Source organism: Klebsiella sp. K-Nf6 (assembly GCF_002806655.1).
GTDB classification, from domain to species: domain Bacteria; phylum Pseudomonadota; class Gammaproteobacteria; order Enterobacterales; family Enterobacteriaceae; genus Klebsiella; species Klebsiella variicola.
Map to the genome: position 1 here is coordinate 171,408 of NZ_PIBN01000004.1, position 20,373 is coordinate 191,780.

At 52.0% G+C, this 20,373-nt stretch carries 30 protein-coding genes and 1 tRNA gene; 30 read left to right on the top strand and 1 reads right to left on the bottom strand.

Features of this window, described 5'->3' with window-relative positions:
* Positions 1-38: 38 nt before the first annotated feature.
* From CWM61_RS09150 to CWM61_RS09180, 7 genes are all read left to right on the top strand, one after another.
* Positions 39-860, top strand: coding sequence for a KilA-N domain-containing protein (locus CWM61_RS09150; protein WP_050418595.1), 822 nt, complete (start codon positions 39-41; stop codon positions 858-860).
* Positions 861-869: 9 nt separating this feature from the next.
* Positions 870-1,928 carry a DUF968 domain-containing protein gene (locus CWM61_RS09155; RefSeq protein WP_165785262.1) on the top strand — a complete coding sequence of 353 codons (1,059 nt, stop codon included), beginning with the start codon at positions 870-872 and terminating at the stop codon, positions 1,926-1,928.
* Positions 1,929-1,946: 18 nt separating this feature from the next.
* On the top strand, positions 1,947-2,777 hold the full coding sequence (locus CWM61_RS09160) for an antitermination protein (protein ID WP_038808199.1): 831 nt from the start codon (positions 1,947-1,949) through the stop codon (positions 2,775-2,777).
* Between the two features lie 209 nt (positions 2,778-2,986).
* A complete protein-coding gene (locus CWM61_RS09165; protein ID WP_080871603.1) occupies positions 2,987-3,178 on the top strand; it encodes a TrmB family transcriptional regulator in 192 nt (63 codons plus the stop codon).
* 149 nt (positions 3,179-3,327) lie between these two features.
* Entirely contained in the window at positions 3,328-4,377 is a 1,050-nt protein-coding gene (locus tag CWM61_RS09170; protein WP_080871602.1) for a DNA-methyltransferase, read from the top strand.
* Positions 4,368-4,443 (top strand) — tRNA-Thr (locus CWM61_RS09175). Before CWM61_RS09170 ends, CWM61_RS09175 begins: the two co-directional genes overlap by 10 nt.
* Before the next feature lie 191 nt (positions 4,444-4,634).
* Positions 4,635-4,841, top strand: a complete 207-nt coding sequence (locus CWM61_RS09180) for a hypothetical protein (RefSeq protein WP_080871601.1) — start codon at positions 4,635-4,637, stop codon at positions 4,839-4,841.
* Here the strand turns inward: CWM61_RS09180 and CWM61_RS09185 are convergent, their stop codons facing one another.
* Positions 4,842-5,117 (bottom strand): hypothetical protein, encoded by a 276-nt coding sequence (locus CWM61_RS09185; protein WP_080871600.1) that lies wholly within the window; start codon positions 5,115-5,117, stop codon positions 4,842-4,844.
* Positions 5,118-5,349: 232 nt separating this feature from the next.
* On the opposite strand from CWM61_RS09185, the gene CWM61_RS09190 reads away from it, so the two are divergent.
* The 23 genes from CWM61_RS09190 (at position 5,350) to CWM61_RS09295 (ending at position 20,339) form a co-directional block, all read left to right on the top strand.
* Positions 5,350-6,195, top strand: a complete 846-nt coding sequence (locus CWM61_RS09190; protein ID WP_179133323.1) for a TAXI family TRAP transporter solute-binding subunit — start codon at positions 5,350-5,352, stop codon at positions 6,193-6,195.
* A gap of 2 nt (positions 6,196-6,197) precedes the next feature.
* The gene (locus CWM61_RS29125; RefSeq protein ID WP_165785259.1) at positions 6,198-6,350 is read left to right on the top strand and encodes a hypothetical protein; all 153 of its coding nucleotides are present in this window, start codon (positions 6,198-6,200) and stop codon (positions 6,348-6,350) included.
* 119 nt (positions 6,351-6,469) lie between these two features.
* Positions 6,470-6,865: a phage holin family protein gene (locus CWM61_RS09195; RefSeq protein ID WP_080871599.1), complete on the top strand. Its 396-nt coding sequence runs from the start codon at positions 6,470-6,472 to the stop codon at positions 6,863-6,865.
* Positions 6,852-7,133, top strand: a complete 282-nt coding sequence (locus tag CWM61_RS09200; RefSeq protein WP_080871598.1) for a phage holin family protein — start codon at positions 6,852-6,854, stop codon at positions 7,131-7,133. Before CWM61_RS09195 ends, CWM61_RS09200 begins: the two co-directional genes overlap by 14 nt.
* Positions 7,133-7,762, top strand: a complete 630-nt coding sequence (locus tag CWM61_RS09205) for a glycoside hydrolase family 19 protein (RefSeq protein WP_100631114.1) — start codon at positions 7,133-7,135, stop codon at positions 7,760-7,762. Before CWM61_RS09200 ends, CWM61_RS09205 begins: the two co-directional genes overlap by 1 nt.
* A gap of 2 nt (positions 7,763-7,764) precedes the next feature.
* Positions 7,765-8,040 (top strand): hypothetical protein, encoded by a 276-nt coding sequence (locus tag CWM61_RS09210; RefSeq protein WP_100631115.1) that lies wholly within the window; start codon positions 7,765-7,767, stop codon positions 8,038-8,040.
* Complete coding sequence (locus CWM61_RS29820) at positions 7,991-8,185, top strand: hypothetical protein (protein ID WP_100631116.1); 195 nt, start codon at positions 7,991-7,993, stop codon at positions 8,183-8,185. The genes CWM61_RS09210 and CWM61_RS29820 overlap by 50 nt, the downstream gene beginning before the upstream one ends.
* Before the next feature lie 297 nt (positions 8,186-8,482).
* Positions 8,483-8,710, top strand: coding sequence for a hypothetical protein (locus CWM61_RS09225; protein WP_048290400.1), 228 nt, complete (start codon positions 8,483-8,485; stop codon positions 8,708-8,710).
* 181 nt (positions 8,711-8,891) lie between these two features.
* Positions 8,892-9,185, top strand: coding sequence for a hypothetical protein (locus tag CWM61_RS09230; RefSeq protein WP_100631118.1), 294 nt, complete (start codon positions 8,892-8,894; stop codon positions 9,183-9,185).
* 3 nt (positions 9,186-9,188) lie between these two features.
* Positions 9,189-10,646, top strand: coding sequence for a glycosyltransferase family 2 protein (locus tag CWM61_RS09235; RefSeq protein ID WP_080871623.1), 1,458 nt, complete (start codon positions 9,189-9,191; stop codon positions 10,644-10,646).
* Positions 10,628-11,227, top strand: a complete 600-nt coding sequence (locus CWM61_RS09240; RefSeq protein ID WP_080871594.1) for a hypothetical protein — start codon at positions 10,628-10,630, stop codon at positions 11,225-11,227. The genes CWM61_RS09235 and CWM61_RS09240 overlap by 19 nt, the downstream gene beginning before the upstream one ends.
* Positions 11,220-11,588: an HNH endonuclease gene (locus tag CWM61_RS09245; protein WP_008806062.1), complete on the top strand. Its 369-nt coding sequence runs from the start codon at positions 11,220-11,222 to the stop codon at positions 11,586-11,588. Before CWM61_RS09240 ends, CWM61_RS09245 begins: the two co-directional genes overlap by 8 nt.
* 180 nt (positions 11,589-11,768) lie before the next feature.
* Entirely contained in the window at positions 11,769-12,281 is a 513-nt protein-coding gene (locus CWM61_RS09250; protein ID WP_100631119.1) for a terminase small subunit, read from the top strand.
* Between the two features lie 3 nt (positions 12,282-12,284).
* Entirely contained in the window at positions 12,285-13,943 is a 1,659-nt protein-coding gene (locus CWM61_RS09255) for a terminase large subunit (RefSeq protein ID WP_100631120.1), read from the top strand.
* Between the two features lie 58 nt (positions 13,944-14,001).
* Positions 14,002-15,936 (top strand): phage major capsid protein, encoded by a 1,935-nt coding sequence (locus CWM61_RS09260; protein WP_100631121.1) that lies wholly within the window; start codon positions 14,002-14,004, stop codon positions 15,934-15,936.
* Between the two features lie 38 nt (positions 15,937-15,974).
* Complete coding sequence (locus CWM61_RS29130; RefSeq protein ID WP_086076060.1) at positions 15,975-16,142, top strand: hypothetical protein; 168 nt, start codon at positions 15,975-15,977, stop codon at positions 16,140-16,142.
* Positions 16,142-17,500, top strand: coding sequence for a phage portal protein (locus CWM61_RS29825; protein ID WP_100631122.1), 1,359 nt, complete (start codon positions 16,142-16,144; stop codon positions 17,498-17,500). The genes CWM61_RS29130 and CWM61_RS29825 overlap by 1 nt, the downstream gene beginning before the upstream one ends.
* Positions 17,497-18,543, top strand: a complete 1,047-nt coding sequence (locus CWM61_RS29830) for a phage portal protein (RefSeq protein WP_100631123.1) — start codon at positions 17,497-17,499, stop codon at positions 18,541-18,543. Before CWM61_RS29825 ends, CWM61_RS29830 begins: the two co-directional genes overlap by 4 nt.
* Entirely contained in the window at positions 18,540-18,866 is a 327-nt protein-coding gene (locus tag CWM61_RS09275; protein WP_008806067.1) for a head-tail connector protein, read from the top strand. Before CWM61_RS29830 ends, CWM61_RS09275 begins: the two co-directional genes overlap by 4 nt.
* 71 nt (positions 18,867-18,937) lie before the next feature.
* Entirely contained in the window at positions 18,938-19,150 is a 213-nt protein-coding gene (locus CWM61_RS09280; protein ID WP_032701061.1) for a hypothetical protein, read from the top strand.
* 1 nt (position 19,151) lies between these two features.
* Complete coding sequence (locus CWM61_RS09285) at positions 19,152-19,502, top strand: phage head closure protein (protein ID WP_008806068.1); 351 nt, start codon at positions 19,152-19,154, stop codon at positions 19,500-19,502.
* A complete protein-coding gene (locus CWM61_RS09290; RefSeq protein ID WP_008806069.1) occupies positions 19,495-19,980 on the top strand; it encodes an HK97-gp10 family putative phage morphogenesis protein in 486 nt (161 codons plus the stop codon). Before CWM61_RS09285 ends, CWM61_RS09290 begins: the two co-directional genes overlap by 8 nt.
* Positions 19,977-20,339: a DUF3168 domain-containing protein gene (locus CWM61_RS09295; RefSeq protein ID WP_008806070.1), complete on the top strand. Its 363-nt coding sequence runs from the start codon at positions 19,977-19,979 to the stop codon at positions 20,337-20,339. The genes CWM61_RS09290 and CWM61_RS09295 overlap by 4 nt, the downstream gene beginning before the upstream one ends.
* Positions 20,340-20,373: the final 34 nt, after the last annotated feature.

Below are 20,373 nucleotides of genomic sequence, written 5' to 3' on the forward strand. Positions count from 1 at the left end.
CAGGCCCGATCGTCACGTTAAAGTGTATGGAGATAAATATGGCTAACCACGTTATGGGCTATGGTGCGCCCAAAAACCACTCTCATTTGGCGATAGAAGGTATTTTCGTTCGCCGGGATTCAGCAGGTCGATTTTGTTTAAATGACTTTCAGCGCGCAGCTGGTGGAGAAGAACGTCATAATCCTAACCGCTGGCTTCGGTCCGAGATGGCAGCTCAGTTGATTGCTGAGCTAACGCCAGATATGGCGTTTGCCCCTGTCGATGTTGTGAGAGGAGGGATCAACCCTGGGACATACGCCTGCAAGGAATTGGTGTATGCCTATGCAATGTGGATTAGCGCCGCCTTCAATCTGAAAGTCATCAGAACGTTTGATGCGGTGCAAAATACTATGACAGCGCTGACCTCCGATCGTATTCAGGCTGGTGTCATTTTGCTGGAGTCAGCATCCCGAACATTAAACCTCTCAAATTCTTCCAAACTTGGTGCTTACCAGAAATTGCAACAGGCGGCCGGGCTTCCAGATTTAATGCCAGCTTATGCGATTGATGCTCCAGCCGGCGCCATGGATGGATCCAGTCGGCCAACACTCTCGCTTAGTGCTCTGCTTAAAACCCATGGGATACGGCTAACTGCAAACCAGGCATATCACTTAATGGCGCGTGCCGGGATCGTGGATCAGAAGGAACGGCAAAGCCGGAGCGGATTAAACGGAGTAAAAAAATTCTGGTCTGTAACAGCCAAAGGCTGCCTTTACGGGAAAAATATCACCAGCCCTGCGAATCCCCGGGAGACTCAGCCACATTTTTTTGAATCAAAATTTCCCGAGCTTCTGAGACTGCTCGGCATTGTCACGCAGTAGGGGATGATCTTGCGCGGATTATTAACACCAGAGATTGTGCCCCGCCTCGGCGTAGTACTCTTTAAACCGGGAAAGGAGCTGATGAGCCTCTTTGCTCAGGGGCGCGTTCTAATAACTCCACAGCCCGAGTACATGGCCGGTTTTCCGACGGGGAAAGTGCCAGACGCTCGCCAGCCGTTATCCGTAGATCGCAGCCTTGTTCCTTTCTTTACCGATCCACGTGTCATCACAGCTGCGGGAGGTATTGAGGGGCTGGAGCGATGGCTTAGCCTGGCTGTCAGACAATGCCAGAATCATGATGAGGGATATCACCACATCGAAACAGTCATCTTAAGGCAAGATCCAGGCTCCGTTTTATTATGCTGGCATTGCGACAATAAGCTTCGAGATGAGCCGGATCCGGCGATCAAGGAAATAGCAAGCCGTAATGTTATCGACTGGGTCATCGATATGGTCCTGCTTTCGCTTGGATGCACCCGGGAAAGGACATTATCCCTGGCAGAGTTGTGCTGGTGGGCTGTTCAGTCTGGGATTTCTGATGCGATAACGGAGGCTATGGCTGAAAAGGCCTTGCGGATAGCTCCAGAGCCGCACCGTTCGGTATATAGGGACAGCGACATCATCCCGGCAATACCCGCGGCCGACATACTTAAAAGACGTCTGGATAAGAGGGAAAGCCATGCCATAACAGGGGATCTGGTGACGGGTGATCAGGATGCAGGGAGACCTATTCTCCGGTTGGGCGTGGATCCGGACTGCCCTGAAGCATTTATGTTGCGACCGAAGCGCCGGCGCTGGATTTGCCCTCAATACACCCAGTGGGTAAAAACACAGGAATGTGCCTGCTGTAGGCAACCAGCTGACGATCCACACCATATAATAGGGCATGGTATGGGAGGAACAGCAACCAAAGCCCATGACCTGTTCGTGATACCGCTGTGCAGAGCGCATCACGATGAACTACATGCCAACCTCATCGCATTTGAAGAGAAGTATGGTTCGCAGCTGGAGCTGCTAATCCGTTTTCTTGATCGTGCGCTTGGCATTGGCGTCATTTTTAAAGAATAAGTGTATGGAGTGCTGAGCATGAATATCGAATCAATTCCAAAATTCTTTGCCCCGAAAGGAATGCATATTTCAGATAGCGGGAGAGCAACTGCCAGCGAACAACTCACCGTAACTGACGTTATGGCTGCGCTGGGGATGACGCAGGCCGAAGCGGGGATTGGATTATCCATGTTCCTGGGTAAGGCTGGCATCAGCGAGAATGACCGCATGGCATCAATTCACTGGTTGGCCGAATATGCAAAGAAGAATGCTCCCCGCTCAGTCAGGAAAGCCGCCGGCAAGAAATTTCCTCTTTGCATGCTGATCATCGCCAGGTTCGCATATTACGACTACTCCTCATCAGCTGCTGATACTACGGACTGTACGAAATGCGCAGGTAAGGGGTTCGTGAAGAAAGTTAAAATGGTCGAGAAAAGCCACTACACAATGAGATTACCGCAATGGGCAAAAGACCTCAGGCAGTCGCCTTCGGATTTTGAGGTTAAGCGGCAGGTGCAGGATGTCGATCACGTGCTTTGTGTGAAATGCCATGGCACCGGGAAAATCAGTAAGCGCTGCCAGTGCAGCGGGACGGGGAAGACACTTGACCGCAAAGAATCAGAACTTCAGGGAGTGCCTGTCTACAAGACATGTAAGCGTTGTGAAGGCCGCGGGTTTAGCAGGCCAAAATCCTCCAACGCATACCGCGGCATCCTTTCAGAGCTACCTGGCTTGCCGGAGCGTACCTGGCGTTATAGCTGGAAACCTTTTTATGAAAGCCTGGTGACCAAATGTTTTGTGGAGGAGAGTTTTACTGATGCTCAACTCCGGCGCGTTACAAAAACGACTGATTTGATAAATTTCGCATGAAATAGCGACACGATACTTGCAAAGTTGCCGTTTTTGTGTAAATTTAATCTTAACGATGGGCATTGTATGTTCAACGTTATCAAACCCGCCTCCGAGCGGGTTTTTTTATGGCTGCGAATCACATTTCTCGCTGTGGCGGTAATTTGTAGCTTGCTGAATTATTCGACCAGAGTTATCTGTGTGTCACGCCAAATGAAAGGGTAAAAGACATGCTAAATCAGCAAGATATAACAGAAACAGCCAAAGCGGTTTTGAGCGCCTTAAGCGAGAAGCCTGCAACGGCTGGGGAGATTGCACAGAATACGCACCTGACGCGCGAACGTTGCCAGTTAATACTGACGCAGCTTGTGATGGCGGGGTTATCTGATTACCAGTTTGGGTGTTACAAGCGCCTCCAGTAATGGAGGTTTCCTGCTGTGAAAATGGGCGGCTGGTGGGTGTTGTAGCACCCAGCCAGCCATTCGCTCATGTAGAAGGTCACAAGCGAACCATGGCCCACTGCTTTAGCGCAAAAGCATAGTGAGCCTACCAGAGTTACGCTTACTGATCTATGAAAAACACTGTAAAAATATCCAGTATTAAGTTGGTGAATGCTGACTGCCTGCAATATCTTCCATCTCTACCTGATAACTCTATCGACCTAATCGTTACGGACCCGCCTTACTTTAAGGTAAAGCCGAACGGCTGGGATAATCAGTGGAAAGGGGACGAGGATTACTTACGTTGGCTGGATAGATGTTTGTCCGAGTTCTGGCGGGTATTAAAACCCTCCGGCAGTATGTACCTGTTCTGCGGGCACCGTTTAGCCTCCGATATTGAAATACTGGTTAGAGAGCGTTTTAACCTGCTCAACCATATCATCTGGGCCAAACCATCAGGCCGCTGGAATGGATGCAATAAAGAAAGTCTGCGTTCATATTTCCCGGCTACTGAGCGGATCATTTTTGCTGATCATTATCAGGGCCCATACAGGCCGAAAAATGATGGTTTCGCTGTCAAATGCAGCGAGCTTAAGCAGCATGTCATGACTCCATTAATTTCATATTTCCGTGATGCCAGAGAGTCTCTGGGGGTAACCTCTGCTCAAATTGCTGCTGCAACGGGAAAGAAAAATATGGTTTCCCACTGGTTTGGTCTTAGCCAGTGGCAGTTGCCGAGCGAAACCGACTATTTGAAGCTCCAGGCATTGTTCCAGCAAATTGCCGGTGACAAGCATGCACGCAATGAGCTGGAGAGGCCTCACCACCAGCTGGTGGCAACTTGGCAATCACTTAACCGGAAATACGCAGAACTCCAGCAGGAGTATCAGCGTCTACGTAGACCTTTCAGCGTTTCTGTCACGGTGCCATATACCGATGTCTGGACTCATAAGCCGGTTCAGTTCTACCCGGGGAAGCACCCATGTGAAAAGCCCGCCGATATGCTGCAGCAGATCATCAAAGCAAGCAGCAGACCTGGTGAGGTAGTCGCGGATTTCTTCTTTGGATCTGGCTCAACGCTTAAGCAGGCCGCTTTGCTCGGTCGGAATGGTATCGGTGTTGAGCTTGAGAAGGAGCGATTTGATCAGACGGTAAGTGAAATGCGTAATTTGCTGGTTTAGCTCAGCAGGTAGAGCGCCTGCCTTGTAAGCAGGATGTCGGCGGTTCGATTCCGTCAATCAGCACCAGAACGGCAGCGGGGCCAGCGTCTGAAGCGAATCCCGATCACGATGCGAAACCTACACGTCCCAGCTGAGCGCAAAGTGACTCCAAAGCAGGGCCACAATTTGAATCTGCGACAGCTGCGGCTGGTCGCTCCGTATCAGTAAGCGGAACCAACAGGCTCGCGTTCGCGGGCCTTTTCTATTCAGGAGTCCCTATGAAATTTAAAGAACTCAGCCCTGCATCAGCGGATGCGGCTAGAAATTCTCTGACGACAGCCATCATTCAACTTGCTCCAGGAAGTAAGGAGAAATTTGAAATGCTTGCTGAAGGGATTGCTGCGGCATTTATTAAACTGGAGCACTTTGATAGTGCTCCGGATGAGTGTGATGATGGCAGGGCGAAAAATGGGCAATCTCGCTAGTTAAAGAGCATCCAGATACCATGCTTGTCCATCAGATTTAGTCACAAGAACTCTGTTATTTTTGACTGTGTTTGCAATTGTGCGGACTTCATCGCGAACACCTGTTACCTCAAGTTCTTTCTGGGCAACATATTCTGCAGGTGGAAGTTGGTAACGCTCCCCGTTATCACCAGTTATTTCTCTTAGATAGCCTTTTGCTTGCATTTTTTGATGTAGAAGTTCGTAGTCGCTTGCTTGTGCGTCAATTAATTCAACTCTGACGGTATACTCAGCCATTGTATTTCCCTTTGGTATGTTTTGGTTTTGGCGAATCAACAATATCAGACTGGTGAAAAAGCCGCCATATAGTGGCAATTGAAGGCCCGAATCCGCGGGCCTTTTTCATATCCGCGCCACGCCCGGCGCATAAAACCTGCAGAGCTTTTCGGGGTGAGCCTTTGGAATGGTCGTGTGACTGTTCTGCAGGGCGGCCACTCCGGGCGAAGGCTCACCTCAAAAGGAAAGTCACATGAAAAAAGTCATCATGGCCGCAATCGCGGTCGCTTCGCTGTGCTTGAGTAACGCAGCTTCGGCTGCTGAAGTCGTCATCACCACGGGTCAACAGGGTTTGACCTACAACGCGGTGTACGGCGTGAACCTCGCCAGTGCAATGAGTGAATATGGTTACAGTTCGACGGTGATCCCCAGCAAAGGCTCGCTGGACAACCTCGACAAGGTTGCCAGCGGTGCCGCTCAGATTGGGTTTACCCAGGCCGATGCCTTTCAATACTGGCGCGGCCGTCACGTCAACGAAGCCCAGAAGGTGGACATCATCGGCGAACTGGCTGATGAATGCGTTTTTGTCGCGGTGAAGAAGGGCAGCAAAGTCAGCGATGAGGGTGATTTAAAAGCAGGTGTGAAAATTGCCGTCGGTGAGCCCACCAGCGGATCGTATGCCTCCTGGCAATACCTGCAGGGACTGGAAAAGGACTACGCCAAAGTCGAGACCTATGCCAAAGGCGGCGTGCGCTCCCTGGCTAAGGTCACAACCGGCGAATATGACGCCTTCCTCTGGGTATCCGCGCCGGACAGGTCGAATAAGTTCCTAGAAGCCGTTAACCAGGAAGGCAGCGGCCTGACCATGATCGACATGAACGGCTGGCACGTTGACGACAAGTTGCCGAACGGAAAACCGGTGTACGAACTGAAAAAAGCGGTGACCGAATCCGGGTGGCTTAGCGATTCGAAGGTGAAGGTGCCGTGTACCAAAACACTGGTGGTCGCCAATACTGATGCCGGTGATGACATGCTGGAAACGGCCTCGACCGTCCTGCTGAAAAACCTGAGCCGGGTGCTCGGGACCAACGGTAAGTAACCATGATGCGCAGGCTGTTTTTCTGGGTGCTGTTTACCGTTCTGCTGCTGGTGGCCTGGCGCCTGGCCGGCATGCTCATGGATATGGTGCTGCTGGTGGTTATCGTCGCTGCGCTGGTGGTGTGCCGGCGATGGCCGTTTAAAAGAAAAGCATGACATTGTGCAAAAGGCATCCGTGAGGGTGCCTTTGACAGAGTGTTCTTTAGCCTGCTTTATAGCGGGCCTTTTTATTCCCCTCGCTTATGAGAGGACTCACAGCAATAAGAGGGGGCTCAATGTCCGATCCTTTAACTGGTACCGGCCTGATTTTTGGAGGCGGGTTAATTGGTTCCATCGTGTATGGCGTTATCACTCATACCGATTTTGGTGTGGTATTTGGTGCCTTCGGTGGCGCGGTGTTTTATGTGGCAACCACCGCAAATCTGACGCGAGGGAGGCAGATAGCCTACTTCATGACATCGTTTATTGTCGGTGTCCTGGCCGCTGGACTATTAGGCTCAAAATTTACTACCTGGACAGGCTATACAGACCGGCCGCTAGATGCACTCGGTGCGGTGGTGGCATCGGCTATCACCATCAAAGTACTGACTTTCATCAATAGCCAGGACCTGAGCAGCCTGTTCGGATTACTTTCCCGATTAAGGGGAGGAGGTTCGAGTGGTGATAAATGACCCGTCTGCGCCGGCCAATGCTGTGATTTGCGCCGTTATCGTTATTGCCCTGATGTTCTACCAGCGAGGTAGCGCACGGCACCGCCCGGGCATATCAGTTCTGGCTTATCTCATGGTGCTGGTGTACGCCAGCATCCCGTTCCGATTCTTGTTTGGCCTGTATGAGTCGTCCCACTGGCTGGTGGTACTGGCAAACATACTTATCTGCGCCGCCGTGCTGTGGGCACGGGGTAACGTGGCGCGCCTGGTCGATACACTGAGGCACTAATGAATCAATCACAATTCCAGAAGGCGGCTGGCATCAGCGCCGGGTTAGCTGCGCGCTGGTATCCGCATATTACAGCTGCGATGAAAGAGTTCGGCATCACTGCTCCACTCGATCAGGCAATGTTCATTGCTCAATGCGGCCATGAGAGCCTTGGGTTTAACAGAGTAGTGGAGAATTTCAACTACAGCATCGCCGGGCTTGCTGATTTTGTTCGTTACGGCAGGTTAACGCAGGATCAGGCCAATTCCCTCGGGCGCAGCCAGTCGGAAACAGTGTTACCTCTGGAGCGCCAGCGGGCTATCGCCAATATTGTCTATAGCAAGCGGTTGGGTAACAACAGGGCAACTGATGGCTGGGTTTATCGAGGGCGCGGACTTATTCAAATAACCGGACTTTCTAATTACCGGGACTGCAGCGCCGGGCTGAAGGCTGATCTGGTGGCACAGCCAGAATTACTGGAGCAGTCCTCGTATGCGGCCCGTAGTGCAGCGTGGTTCTATGTCTCAAAAGGTTGCTTGAAATATCCGGGTGATCTTGTCCGGGTGACGCAGATTATCAACGGCGGGCAAAACGGGATTAATAACCGGCGCGCTCGCTTCCTGAAAGCAAAATCGGTACTGGTGGGGTAATTATGGGAATCGAAGCTATCGCGGGGCTGGTGGTTGTCATCCTGGCTGCTATCGCTGGCGCGTTCGGTATTGGTCATGCCCGTGGGACCAGTAAGGCAGAAGCCAAAGCCGATCAGCAGCGTACTGAAGAGAAAGCCGTCGCCACTGTCGCAGCGGCAGAACGTAAGGCAGAAGTCACGAAAGAGGCCAGTGATGTACAGCAGACTGTTAGCCATATGCCTGATGACTATGTTGATCGGGAGCTGCGCGAAAAGTTTACCCGCCCCGGTAGTCGTTGATACCGCGTGCAGCTGGGTAAGGATTATCTACCTTACTGACCACGATATCGATGTGCTGGATAAGCAGACCAAGCGCGACATTCTGGCGCACAACAAATCGGTGCAGGCTAACTGCGGCAAGGTAAACGGAAATGAACATACATAATGTTAACGCTGCTTCAATCTTATGCGAACAGCTTAAGGAACTTGAAGGGCAATACTCACTCGTCGCACGCGGGGAAGGGTTAGGTATCACGATTCAGAGTCGTTATCAGGATGATGATTTTGTTAATGCAGTACGCAGGAGTGTTACCGGTGAACTTAGCCGACGCATTGGTGCGGTAAAGCATCAGCTTACTGAACTAGGCATAACGTCATTCACCAAAGAGCAGTAGGCATTACAGCAGGCATTCATTGAGTGCCTGTGATAATGTTATTTCTCGTTCAGAAAAGGAGCAGAGAAATGTCGCAGGAACAAGTCTGGGAACAAACAGTCCACGCGGTACTCGGTGCCGCAATTGAACTTGGATATGATGTAGACAAGATTGCAGAAAAAGCCAAGCAAATCATGTTAGGTAATGAAGTGTATCGCTTTGTAGGTCATTCAGAAAATGAAGTGACTAGAACAATTGACGCGATCGAAAGTACTATCGATGAAGTAAAAAAAATACATGAGAGCAAACCAAAGTAAGAATGTATTTTTCAGCGAAGAAATTTAATTAAGCCACCAACCGGTGGCTTTTTTCATGCGCATCGCACGCGCTTCTCAAAAGAGAGTCTTTCAGTAGTGAGCCTGGGTCATGCCGTTAGGTAGCGTTTACCTCTCGGGCGGCATGGCTGTGCGACAGGCTCACGTCTAAAAGGAAACGCTCATGAAATTCCAGGTCGCAAAGGTCTATCGCTATGGTCGGTTTATGGGTTACGGAATTGCAGTAGACGGTAAACTTCTTGATGGGCAGGTATCAACGACAGTTGATACCGATGCGAAAGGCATTCCCTTAATAACTGCAATTTTTAATATGAATAACGAGCATGCCGAAAACCAAATCACCATCCGCTTAGACGACGAAGGAGATTCACAAAAGGTTGATTTGATAAAAAAGGCTGTAGCTGAAGCCGCCGCTCGCAACTACCGAACGGCGGTCAACTCTGTTTCCAGGGGGTGAATGATGCGGGTCATTATTGACGGCATTGAATATTTGCCCGCGGCAAATGGAAACTTAAGGATCGGAATTGCAATAACCACGCATCAGCGGCCAGAAGTATTGAAGAGAGCCATTGATCAGCACATGAAGCATCTACCTGCTGGTGCGCTGGTGGTCGTAGTAGATGATGGCTCAAGCCCCGCCGCTGTTGTCCCTTCTGGTGTGCAACTGCTGAGGCATGATAAATCCCTCGGTATTGTGGCCTCGAAGAACGCCAGTCTGTCTGTGCTTATGGAAGCCGGTTGTGAGCATCTTTTCCTGTGGGACGATGACGCCTGGCCAATAGCCGACGACTGGCACCAACCTTACATCGAGTCACAGGAGCCACATCTGGCTTATCAGTTTCTCGATCTTGCTGGCCGCAATAAGCTGAATGATCTGGCGGTACTCTACAGGGATGAAAGGCATGTTGCTTATACCGGGCAGCGTGGTGTCATGCTGTATTACCATCGTAGTGCGATAGAGAAAGTAGGCGGTTTCGATTCTGTCTACGGTCGCGGTATGTACGAACACAGCGACCTTGCCCTGCGTATCCATAACGCCGGGTTGACGACGTGGGCTTATGCCGATGTAACTGGCTCCGAAAAACTGATTCATTCTCTCGATGAGCATGAGGCGGTAGAGCGGTCAGTACCAAAGCCTGACCGTGTGGCGCTGGTAGAACGAAATGTGAAAATCCACAACGAGCGGCGTGATACCGGCTTTACCGGTTATGTTGAGTACCGGCGGCAGAGTGACGTTGTAATCACAACGTTGCTTACCAGCCAGCCTGACCCGCAGCGCGGATCGAAAATGACGGCATCGCCTGACATGCTGAACAAGTGGGCTTCCTCGCTTCGACAGTGTGTCGGTATCGCGCTGGTGGATGAACTGCAAACGGGCCCGGCTGGCATAGAGTTGTACCGCGTCCCCGACGTCAAGATGAACGTCTACTTCCGGCGCTGGCTGCACATCTGGCAGCACCTTCGTGAGCATCCTGAATATCGGTTCGTCTGGTGTACGGATGGTACCGATGTCGAAATGCTCCGCGCGCCGTGGGAAGAAATGCTTCCCGGTAAGGTCTATGTTGGTTCAGAGCCTAAGACCTATGCCGACATCTGGGCAAAGCAGAATCATCCAGAGCGTATCTATCAGGAGTTCATCGACGCGCACCGCAACGATGTAATGCTTAATGCTGGCCTTCTGGGTGGTTCCCGCGCTGATGTAATGTCGTTCGCTCACGGCATTATCCGTCTTTATTACCGGATCGAGAGTTATCGCTTCTGGAAGAAAGAGCAGGCTGGCGCAGCGGTTGGTGACATGATCGCATTTGGCCTTGTGGCGCAGTCATTCGCTGACAGGATTATCACCGGCCCCTTGGTTCACTCCGTGTTCAAAACCGATGGACTCGGTAAGGAGGTTGCCTGGTGGAAACACAAATAAAGTTTGTGGTGGTTGGGCATCATTCAAGAGAGCAACAGGCGAGAGCGCTGGCGTACCAAATCGGGCCATCTGCCCACGTGATGATCGACCCAGAAGATCATGGGGCAGCATGGAATCACCGGCGTGCTATTGAGTGGGCTGCCGAGCAAGATTGTCGGGTGGTGATCATTGAGGATGACGCAATACCAGCGACGGGTTTTGAGGCTCAGGTTGTTGAATGGCTAGGCCGCTTCCCTGACACCTTATGTTCTTTCTATCTCGGTACAGGCCGCCCTCCGCATTATCAGCTGGAGATAGCCACTAAGCTAATTGCCGCTGATCGCATCCGGGCCGATCACATTTCCCTGCTACGTCTTGTACATGCTGTGTGTTATAGCGTCCCGGTGAATCTTATCCAGAAGGTGCTGACGCGGTGGGATTCAAATAAACCTGCTGATTATGCTGTTGGTGACGCTTGCGGCGGCCCGGTGATATACCCGTGTTATTCGCTGGTGGATCATGCTGATTGCAAACCTGTCGAGAAGCACCCTGATGGTCAGCATCGCAATGAACGGCGACGGGCATGGAGGTTTTATGGCTAAGCTGACGACTTTAAAGCCCCGGTTAAAAGTAATCGATACGCGCCGTATCAAGCCGGTTTATGGGGAGCATCGCCGCATTAGCGGTGGTGCCCGGGTAAGTCTTAAACGGCGCATCTGGGTTCGTGACAGTGGACAATGCTGCATGTGCTCTCGTGTTGTTGACCTTCACGAGAGTGAACTCGATCACCGGATCGCCCTTCAGTTTGGTGGTGACAACTCAGAGCAAAATCTATGGACGCTTTGTACTGAATGTCATGCCGGTAAGTCTGCTCGCGAAGCCGCTGGTGGTCAGCCAGATGAAGAGGCATTGAAGCACTCAATACCAGATGAGGGCGAAGCGGCATCTGCCCAGGTCTATTAGGCAAATAGGAATCAATATCAATATCGTTAGAAATAGTTTCATGTGAAATCATATCATCATAAATGATATCTATTTTCATTTGCAGGTGGGGGGGGGGAGGGTTTGGAGTAAACGTCGGCGGGCCTGGACACCGCGCCCCCTCTCACGCACAGAAAAAATTCCCTTTTGGAGAGTGTAAACATGTTAACAGCGCAAAAGCGAAAATTCGCGGTCGCGCTGATGTCCGGCATGTCTCAAAAAGATGCGGCAATAAAGGCGGGGTATTCGGAGAAATCCGCACGGTCCAAAGGGTCGCAGCTTGCAAAGGACCCGGAAGTCATCGCGTTTATTAGTCGTAAAAAAAAGGAAGTCATCGAGACTGACGACGTTCCCACCTACGGTAAAAAGGTTTACACCCCAGCAGTAAACACACCGCAAAAAAAAGAAGGAGCGGCGGTACCGGCCGAGGGCCTCGCAGTTGTCGGCCAGTTTGATGATCCTCTTCAGTTTCTGATGGCAGTGATGAACGACTCAACTGAAGACATCGACACCCGAAAGGATGCGGCCAAAGCCATGCTGCCTTACGTTCACCCCAAAAAAGGGGAGACGGGCAAAAAAGAAGCGCGCAACGCTGCGGCAAAAGTAGCTGCAGGCGTGAGCAAGTTCGGGTCCATGGCACCGCCAAAGCTGGTGGTAAACAATAAAAAGGGGTAATCCATGGCGCAGTGGTCCACGGCCTGCACCGACTGGGAAAAACGCCTCATCGACGGCGAGTCCATTATTCCGCCGCCAATATTTGCTGACCAGGCTGAACAGGCGCTGAGTATATTCCGAGAACTTCGTGTGTCAGACCTGCCTGGAAAGCCCACTTTCGGTGAGTGTTCAGAGGCGTGGGTATTCGACTTTGTAAAAGTTATCTTCGGCGGGTACGACGCCGAGACCGGAAATCAGCTGATCCGTGAATACGGCCTGCTGATATCGAAGAAGAACACCAAGTCGACGATTGCCGCTGGCATAATGCTGACTGCGCTCATTCTATGCTGGCGTGAGGATGAGGAGCATCTTATTCTTGCACCGACGAAAGAGGTGGCCGACAACAGCTTCAAACCTGCCGCCGGCATGATACGCGCGGATGAAGAACTGACGGATATGTTCCAGATTCAGGATCATATCCGCACTATCACCCACCGGGTGACACGAAATACGCTGAAAGTGGTGGCCGCTGATACCGACACGGTCTCCGGGAAGAAATCAGGCCGGATCCTCGTCGACGAACTCTGGCTTTTCGGCAAGCGTGCCAACGCAGAGGCGATGTTTATGGAGGCTCTTGGCGGCCAGGTATCGCGTAATGAGGGCTGGGTTATTTACCTTACCACGCAGAGCGATGAACCGCCGGCGGGCGTGTTTAAGGAGCGTCTCGATTACTGGCGCGATGTGCGCGACGGCAAAATCAGCGATCCTAAAACGCTGGGCATCCTCTACGAATTCCCTGACAGTATGATCCAGAGCAAGGCCTATCTGCAGCCTGAGAACTTCTATATCACCAACCCGAACATCGGGCTTTCCGTCAGTCCGGAGTGGATTGCCGATAACCTGCGAAAGAACCAGGCGAAAACTGACGGCACGCTGCAGCAGTTTCTGGCAAAGCATCTCAACATCGAAATTGGCCTTAACCTGCGCAGCGACCGCTGGGCTGGCGGCGATTTCTGGGAACAGCAGGCGCAGCGTGTCAGTTTTGAAGATTTATTGCGACGTTCAGAGGTGATCACCGTCGGTATAGACGGCGGCGGCCTTGATGACCTGCTGGGTGCCTCTGCGGTTGGGCGTGATGCCAAAACAAGAGAGTGGCTCTGCTGGTGTCATGCGTGGGCACATGAGATAGCGATCCGCCGGCGTAAAAGTGAAGAGTCCCGATTTAATGACTTCGTCAAAGCCGGCGATCTGACCATTGTGAAGCGCGTCGGACAGGATACGGAAGAGGTGGCTGAATACGTCAGCCGTATCTACGCTGCCGAGTTGCTGGACAAGATTGGTATTGACCCGTCTGGTGTCGGACAAATACTCGATGCGCTGATTGAGGTAGGTATTCCCGCCGATGCGGTAGTTGGGGTCAGCCAGGGCTGGCGCCTTGGTGGAGCAATTAAAACCACAGAGAGAAAACTTGCTGAAGGCATATTGATACATGGTGGTCAACCGATGATGGCTTGGTGTGTTGGAAACGCCAGAGTTGAGCCGAAAGGCAACGCCATTCTGATCACCAAACAGGCCAGTGGTAAGGGCAAGATTGATCCACTGATGGCATTGTTTAACGCCGTTTCTCTCATGGCCCTTAACCCTGAACCTGCTAAAAAAGATTACCAGGTATTTTTCGTATAACAAACACGTCAGTTAATGACCCGCTCAGGCGGGTTTTTTCATTTCTGGAGGACAGTAAATGACGCTTAAGCGTGCCTGTACCCTCATGACGGTGAAGTCGGTAAACGAGGATGATCGGATTATTACCGGCATCGCCTCCACACCGTCACCAGATCGTGACGGTGACATCATGGAGCCCGAGGGGGCGAAATTCCGTAGTGACACGCCGTTCCTATGGCAGCACGACCGATCGCAACCTATCGGCACATGCACACCAAAAATGGTGAAGGAAGGATTGCAGATCACCGCAAAGCTGGTGAAACCAACTTCTGATATGCCGTCGCAGTTGGTTGCTCGTCTTGATGAAGCCTGGGCATCAATAAAGGCGGGTTTGGTCCGGGGGCTGTCTATTGGCTTTCGACCGATCGAGTACTCCTTCCTGGATGAAGGCGGTATCCGCTTTTTGTCCTGGGACCTGCTTGAAGTATCGGCGGTGACTATTCCTGCAAACGCAGAATGTTCCATCCAGACCGTTAAGTCTTTCGATCGCCAGCTTCTTGCCGCGTCTGGCATTGAGAAGCCGGTAGTGAAAACCTCTAAAACCGCTGGCGCTACAGCAACCAATACCAAAAAAGGAATCAATTCGATGAATATTTCAGAACAAATTAAGAGCTTCGAAGCGAAGCGTTCAGCGCTGGCAGCCTCACTCAGCGACATCATGAGTAAAGCAGCTGATGAAGGACGTACGCTTGACGCAGAAGAAACCGAAAGCTACGACAACACGTCTACCGAAATTAAGGCAGTTGATGAGCATCTGAAACGTCTTCGCGACATGGAAAGCAATATGGCATCGACCGCTAAACCGGTATCAAAAGCCGCTAATGGCGAAATCACTACGGTTAAGACTGGTGCGCCCGGCATTATCCGTGTCGAGCAAAAACTGGAAAAAGGCATCGCCTTTGCCCGCTTCGCGAAAGCGCTGGCCGCGGCTAACGGCAGCCGCTCCGAAGCGCTGGAGATTGCCCGTAAACAGTATCCTGATGATGCGAAGCTTCACCATGTACTGAAGGCCGCTGTAGGTGCTGGTACAACGACTGATCCTCAGTGGGCTGGCGCGCTGGTGGAGTATCAGGAATATGCAAATGATTTTGTTGAATTCCTCCGCCCGCAAACCATTATCGGCCGTTTCGGTCAGGGTGGTATTCCTGCCCTGCGCCAGGTCCCGTTCAATATCCGTATTCCAGCACAGACTTCCGGCGGTTCGGCAAACTGGGTTGGACAGGGCAAGGCCAAGCCACTGACCAAATTCGACTTTGAGTCGATCACGTTCAGCTTTGCTAAGGTCGCCGCTATCGCGGTGCTGACCGATGAGCTGATCCGTTTCTCCAATCCGGCAGCCGATGCACTGGTGCGTAACGCCCTGGCAGAAGCTGTCATCGCCCGTCTGGATACGGACTTTATCAACCCGGCTAAAGCTGAAGTTGCTAACGTCTCTCCGGCCTCGGTTACCAACGGTATCGTGGCTGTACCATCCACCGGCGACCCGGATGCTGATGCGGAAGCAGCCTTCGCTCAGTTTGTCGCGAATAACCTGCAGCCGACTGGCGGCGTATGGATCATGTCCAGCACCAACGCGCTGGCGCTGTCCATGAAGAAAAATGCCCTGGGACAGAAAATGTACCCGGAAATGACCCTGCTTGGCGGCACCTTTCAGGGCCTTCCGGCTATTGTTTCCCAGTACGCTGGCACCAACCTGACGCTGCTTAACGCCCCGGATATTTATCTGGCTGATGATGGTGGCGTGGCGGTGGATATGTCGCGTGAAGCCTCTCTGGAAATGGAAAGCGATCCGACCGGCGACAGCGTCACTCCGACCGGAACTGAACTGGTTTCCATGTTCCAGACCAACAGCGTGGCCATTCGTGCTGAGCGCTGGATCAACTGGAAGCGCCGCCGTACAGCAGCGGTAGCGGTTATCTCTGGTGTGAACTACAGCTCAAGCCAGGGTAGCTAAACAGCGGAAGGAGGGCGGGGGAAACCCCGCCGCATTGCATGGCAAAAATCAGATATCTGCAACGTACCCATGACTCGGCGCCGGGCGATGTGAAAGCCGTGGACGATCGTTGCGCAAAGGTGCTGGTGCTGCTTGGCAAGGCCGAATATTTCACCGGTGCCCGTACCGATGGCAAAAAGAATAAGCGAAAAGCGGAGAACGGCTAATGTGGAATCCTTTCCGGAGAAAACAGGGAAATGAAAAAGCCCTGCAGCAGCCTGCCAGTCGCGGAGGCTGGAACCCGTTATACAGCTCTATACATGAGCCGTTTGCTGGGGCATGGCAGCGTAACCTTGAGGTCAGTCAGGATACCGTTCTTTCTTATTATGCTGTCTTTGCCTGCATATCGCTGATTGCGAGTGATATTGCCAAAATGCCGCCACGGCTGATGCGGCGCGACTCAAAGGGAGTCATGCAGGAGGTAAAATCAGGGGACATTCCGGCGTTGTACAAAAGGCCGAATGCCTTTCAGAACCGAATCCAGTTCTTCGAGAACTGGCTGAACTCCAAACTGTGTCACGGAAATACGGTGGCGTTAAAAATCCGCAATAACGCCGGAAACATTAGTGAACTCAGGCTGCTTGACTGGCGCAAGGTTACGCCGCTGGTGGCGGATGATGGCTCTGTCTTCTATCAGATAAATCCTGATAACATGACCGGTATTGAATCGTCAGTTACTGTCCCGGCGCGGGAGGTGATTCACGATCGCTTCAACTGCCTCTTTCATCCTCTCATCGGTTTGTCTCCCATTTACGCAGCTGGGTTGGCGGCAATGCAGGGCCACCATATTCAGGAAAACTCCGCCTTTTTTTTCCGTAACGGTGGAAAGCCCAGCGGTGTTATTGAGGTGCCTGGTTACCTCACTGAAGAAAACGCCAGAACAATAAAGGAAAACTGGGACTCAGGATATTCTGGCAAGAATGCCGGCAAGACAGCCATTCTAAGTAACGGGGCTAAGTACAATCCCACAACAGTATCTGCTGCTGATGCACAGACTGTCGAACAACTGAGTATGACGGCTCAGATCATATGTTCTGTGTTTCACGTCCCGGCCTATAAAGTGGGTGTTGGTGAACTCCCCACTCACGACAATATCGAAGCGCAGGATCAGCAATATTATTCTCAGTGCCTTCAGTCGCTCATTGAGTCGATAGAATTGCTGCTGGATGAAGCCTTTGATCTTGATGGCGAAACGGGCACGGAGTTTGATGTTAATGCTCTGCTGCGTATGGATAGTGAGCGCCGTATCAAGTCTCTTGGCGAAGGTGTAAAAAATACCATCCTGACACCAAATGAGGCGCGCAGGAGTGAAAATCTTCCTCCTTTACCCGGCGGTGATGCGCTGTATCTTCAGCAACAAAACTACAGCCTTGAAGCGCTGGCACGGCGTGATGCTTCTGATGATCCATTTGCCAAATCTGGTGCCAGCAGCGTCACGGCGCCAGAGGAATCGGGCGGGAAAGCCATGTCTGAATCTGAACTGACGGCGGCAAAAGCGATGCTGCGAGGATTGTTAGCTAAATGAATGAACGTGAACTCTCCCTTATCAGGGCTCTTGGAGAGGAGTTCTCCGAGGCGCTAAGCGAACTACGTGAATCTTTCAGAAAAAGTCTGGGCGACCACGTAAAGGCAACAGAAGAAAAGTTGGCAGCGCTCACCAAGGAAGTTTCGACCCTGAAGAATACCACGGCACCTGACTTTACAGCACAACTGGCTGATGCAGTGGCATCCCTCCCGGCTCCGAAAATTCCTGAATTACCGGATATCGGCGCTATGGTCAGCGAGGCGGTCGCCGCGTTGCCGCCGGCGCAGGATGGCAAGAGCGTGACGCCGGAAGACGTGCGGCCATTGCTGCAGGAGTTAGTCACCGCAGCGGTTGGTGAAATTCCGGTCCCGCGTGACGGCAAAGACTACGATCCGGCAGTACTGAAACAGGCGGTGGACGATGCGGTCGCCGCGTTGCCGCCGGCGCAGGATGGCAAGAGCGTGACGCCGGAAGACGTGCGGCCGTTGCTGCAGGAGTTAGTTACCGCGGCGGTTAGTGAAATTCCGGTCCCGCGTGACGGCAAAGACTACGATCCGGCAGTGCTGAAGCAGGCGGTGGACGATGCGGTCGCCGCGTTACCGCCGGCGCAGGACGGACGGGATGCCTTACAACTGGAAATACAGCCTTTCATTGATGAAGGAAAGAGCTATACGCGCGGCTATTATGCCACCCACAACGGAGGCCTCTGGCGTGCTTACGAGAAAACCCATGGTATGCGTGGCTGGGAATGCATCGTCGATGGCGTATCAGATGTTGATATAAGCATGAATGGTCAACGAAATTTCATTGTCACCGTCAACCGTGCAAGCGGTGCCAGTGAGAAAAAATCTTTTGATATACCGACTATGGTGTACCGCGGCGTATTCAAATCGGGCGATGAGTACCTGCCTGGCGATACGGTTACATGGGGCGGTTCACTCTGGCACTGTGACGAACAGACGCAGGATAAGCCGGGTGAAACTGGCTCTAAAGGCTGGACTCTGGCCGTCAAGCGCGGGCGGGATGGGAGGGGTAAAGTATGATTGAGCTTGTAACTTTACCCCAAGCAAAAGAGCATTTGCGCATTGACGATGACGCAGGTGATGGCGATCTGCTCCTGAAAATCCAGTCAGGCAGTGCAGCTTTGCTTTCCTACATCCAGGGGAGCCGCGAACTGGTTGTAAGCAGCGATGGGAATCTGATTGAGGGGGAGCCGCTTAAACGTGTGCAGGGTGCGCTTCTAATTCTTCTCGGTTACCTCGATCGCAACCGCAACGGAGAAGAGGAAGAAAAACTTCAGCAGGGTGAGCTTCCCTTCTCAGTAACGATGCTGATTTACGATCTGCGTCGGCCAACCATTTTCTAACGAGGACATTATGGCCTGTTCAGGTTGCGCCAGGCGGCGCGAGTGGATTAAAAAGTGGACGAAAATTGCCTATGAACGAGCAACAGGTAAGCGCGCTGATCGCAGCGTTGAAAGAGCAGACAGCAGCACAGAGAGAGCAAACGGCAGCGATAAACCGTCTGGCTGAATCAAATAACGCTTTGAGGGACGTCATTATCCAGTCGCTGGCCGCAGATGAAGATATTGAAATTACTACATTGGGGGACGAGCGCCCCGTTTACTTGAGTCAAAAAACGAGGGGGTAATATGCAGGCCGGCAAACTCCGACATCGTGTTATTCCCCAGAAATCCGTCTCGGTGCAGGATCCATTGACCGGAGAGGTAGTGAAAAATTGGGTTAACCTTGTTCAGTCAACTGCAGATAATGGGATTTGGGCTGAAGTATATCCCCTTTCCGCCAGGGAATTTACATCGGCACAGGCAACCCAGAACGAGATTACTACCAGGATCACAATCCGTCAGCGAAACGATATTACTCCTAAATGCCGCATTTTATATCGAGGGAAGATTTTCAACATTGAGGGGGTACTTCCCGATCCTGATAGCGGTCTGGAGTATTTAACGTTGCCCTGCTCGGAGGGGGTAAACGATGGCTGACGGGGTTGAGTTTAAGCTGACCGGGGTTGATGAGTTACTGGGTAAGCTTGAGTCAATCACCGATGATATGAAGCGTAAGGGCGGGCGAGCAGCGTTAAGAAAAGCGGCAAACATAATTGCTAACAGGGCAAAGGCTAATGCAAGCCGGCTCGATGATCCTGCAACAGGCCGAAGCATAGCAGATAACATTGCAGTGCGCTGGAATGGCCGCGAGTTTAAGCGTAACGGGAACCTTGCATTCAGAATTGGGGTTTTGCATGGAGCAGTGCTGAAAAAGCATCCCGATAAAGCTAAAAATGCCCCTACACCTCACTGGCGCCTGCTGGAATTTGGAACGGAAAAGATGCGAGCTGAACCTTTCATGCGGCCGGCAGCTGAATCCAGCGCAGAAGACGCAACGAGAACTTTCGTTGAAGAATATGGAAAGGCTATCGATCGAGCGATAACCAGAGCGGCTAAGAAGGGGAGAAGTGGATGATCGCACCAATATTTGCTGTTTGCGCGGCCAGCCAGGCTGTCAGGGATTTGTTAGGCTCTCCCGTGCGACTTTATCCGTTCGGTCTGCAGGATGACAATATCGTTTATCCCTACGCGCTGTGGCAGAACATCAGCGGAGTACCGGAAAACTATCTGGACAGGCGCCCCGATGTCGATAGCTATACGCTACAGGTGGACGTTTATTCGGACACTGTGACATCAGCTCAGGAGGTTGCAAAAGCGTTGCGTGATGCTATCGAACCAAATGCCTATATCACCCGCTGGGGGTCACAAAGCCGCGACCCTGAAACAAAACGCTTCCGCTATTCATTCGACGTTGACTGGATAGTTAAACGCTAATCACCTAACTCAACAAACCTTCCTAACGCCGGCC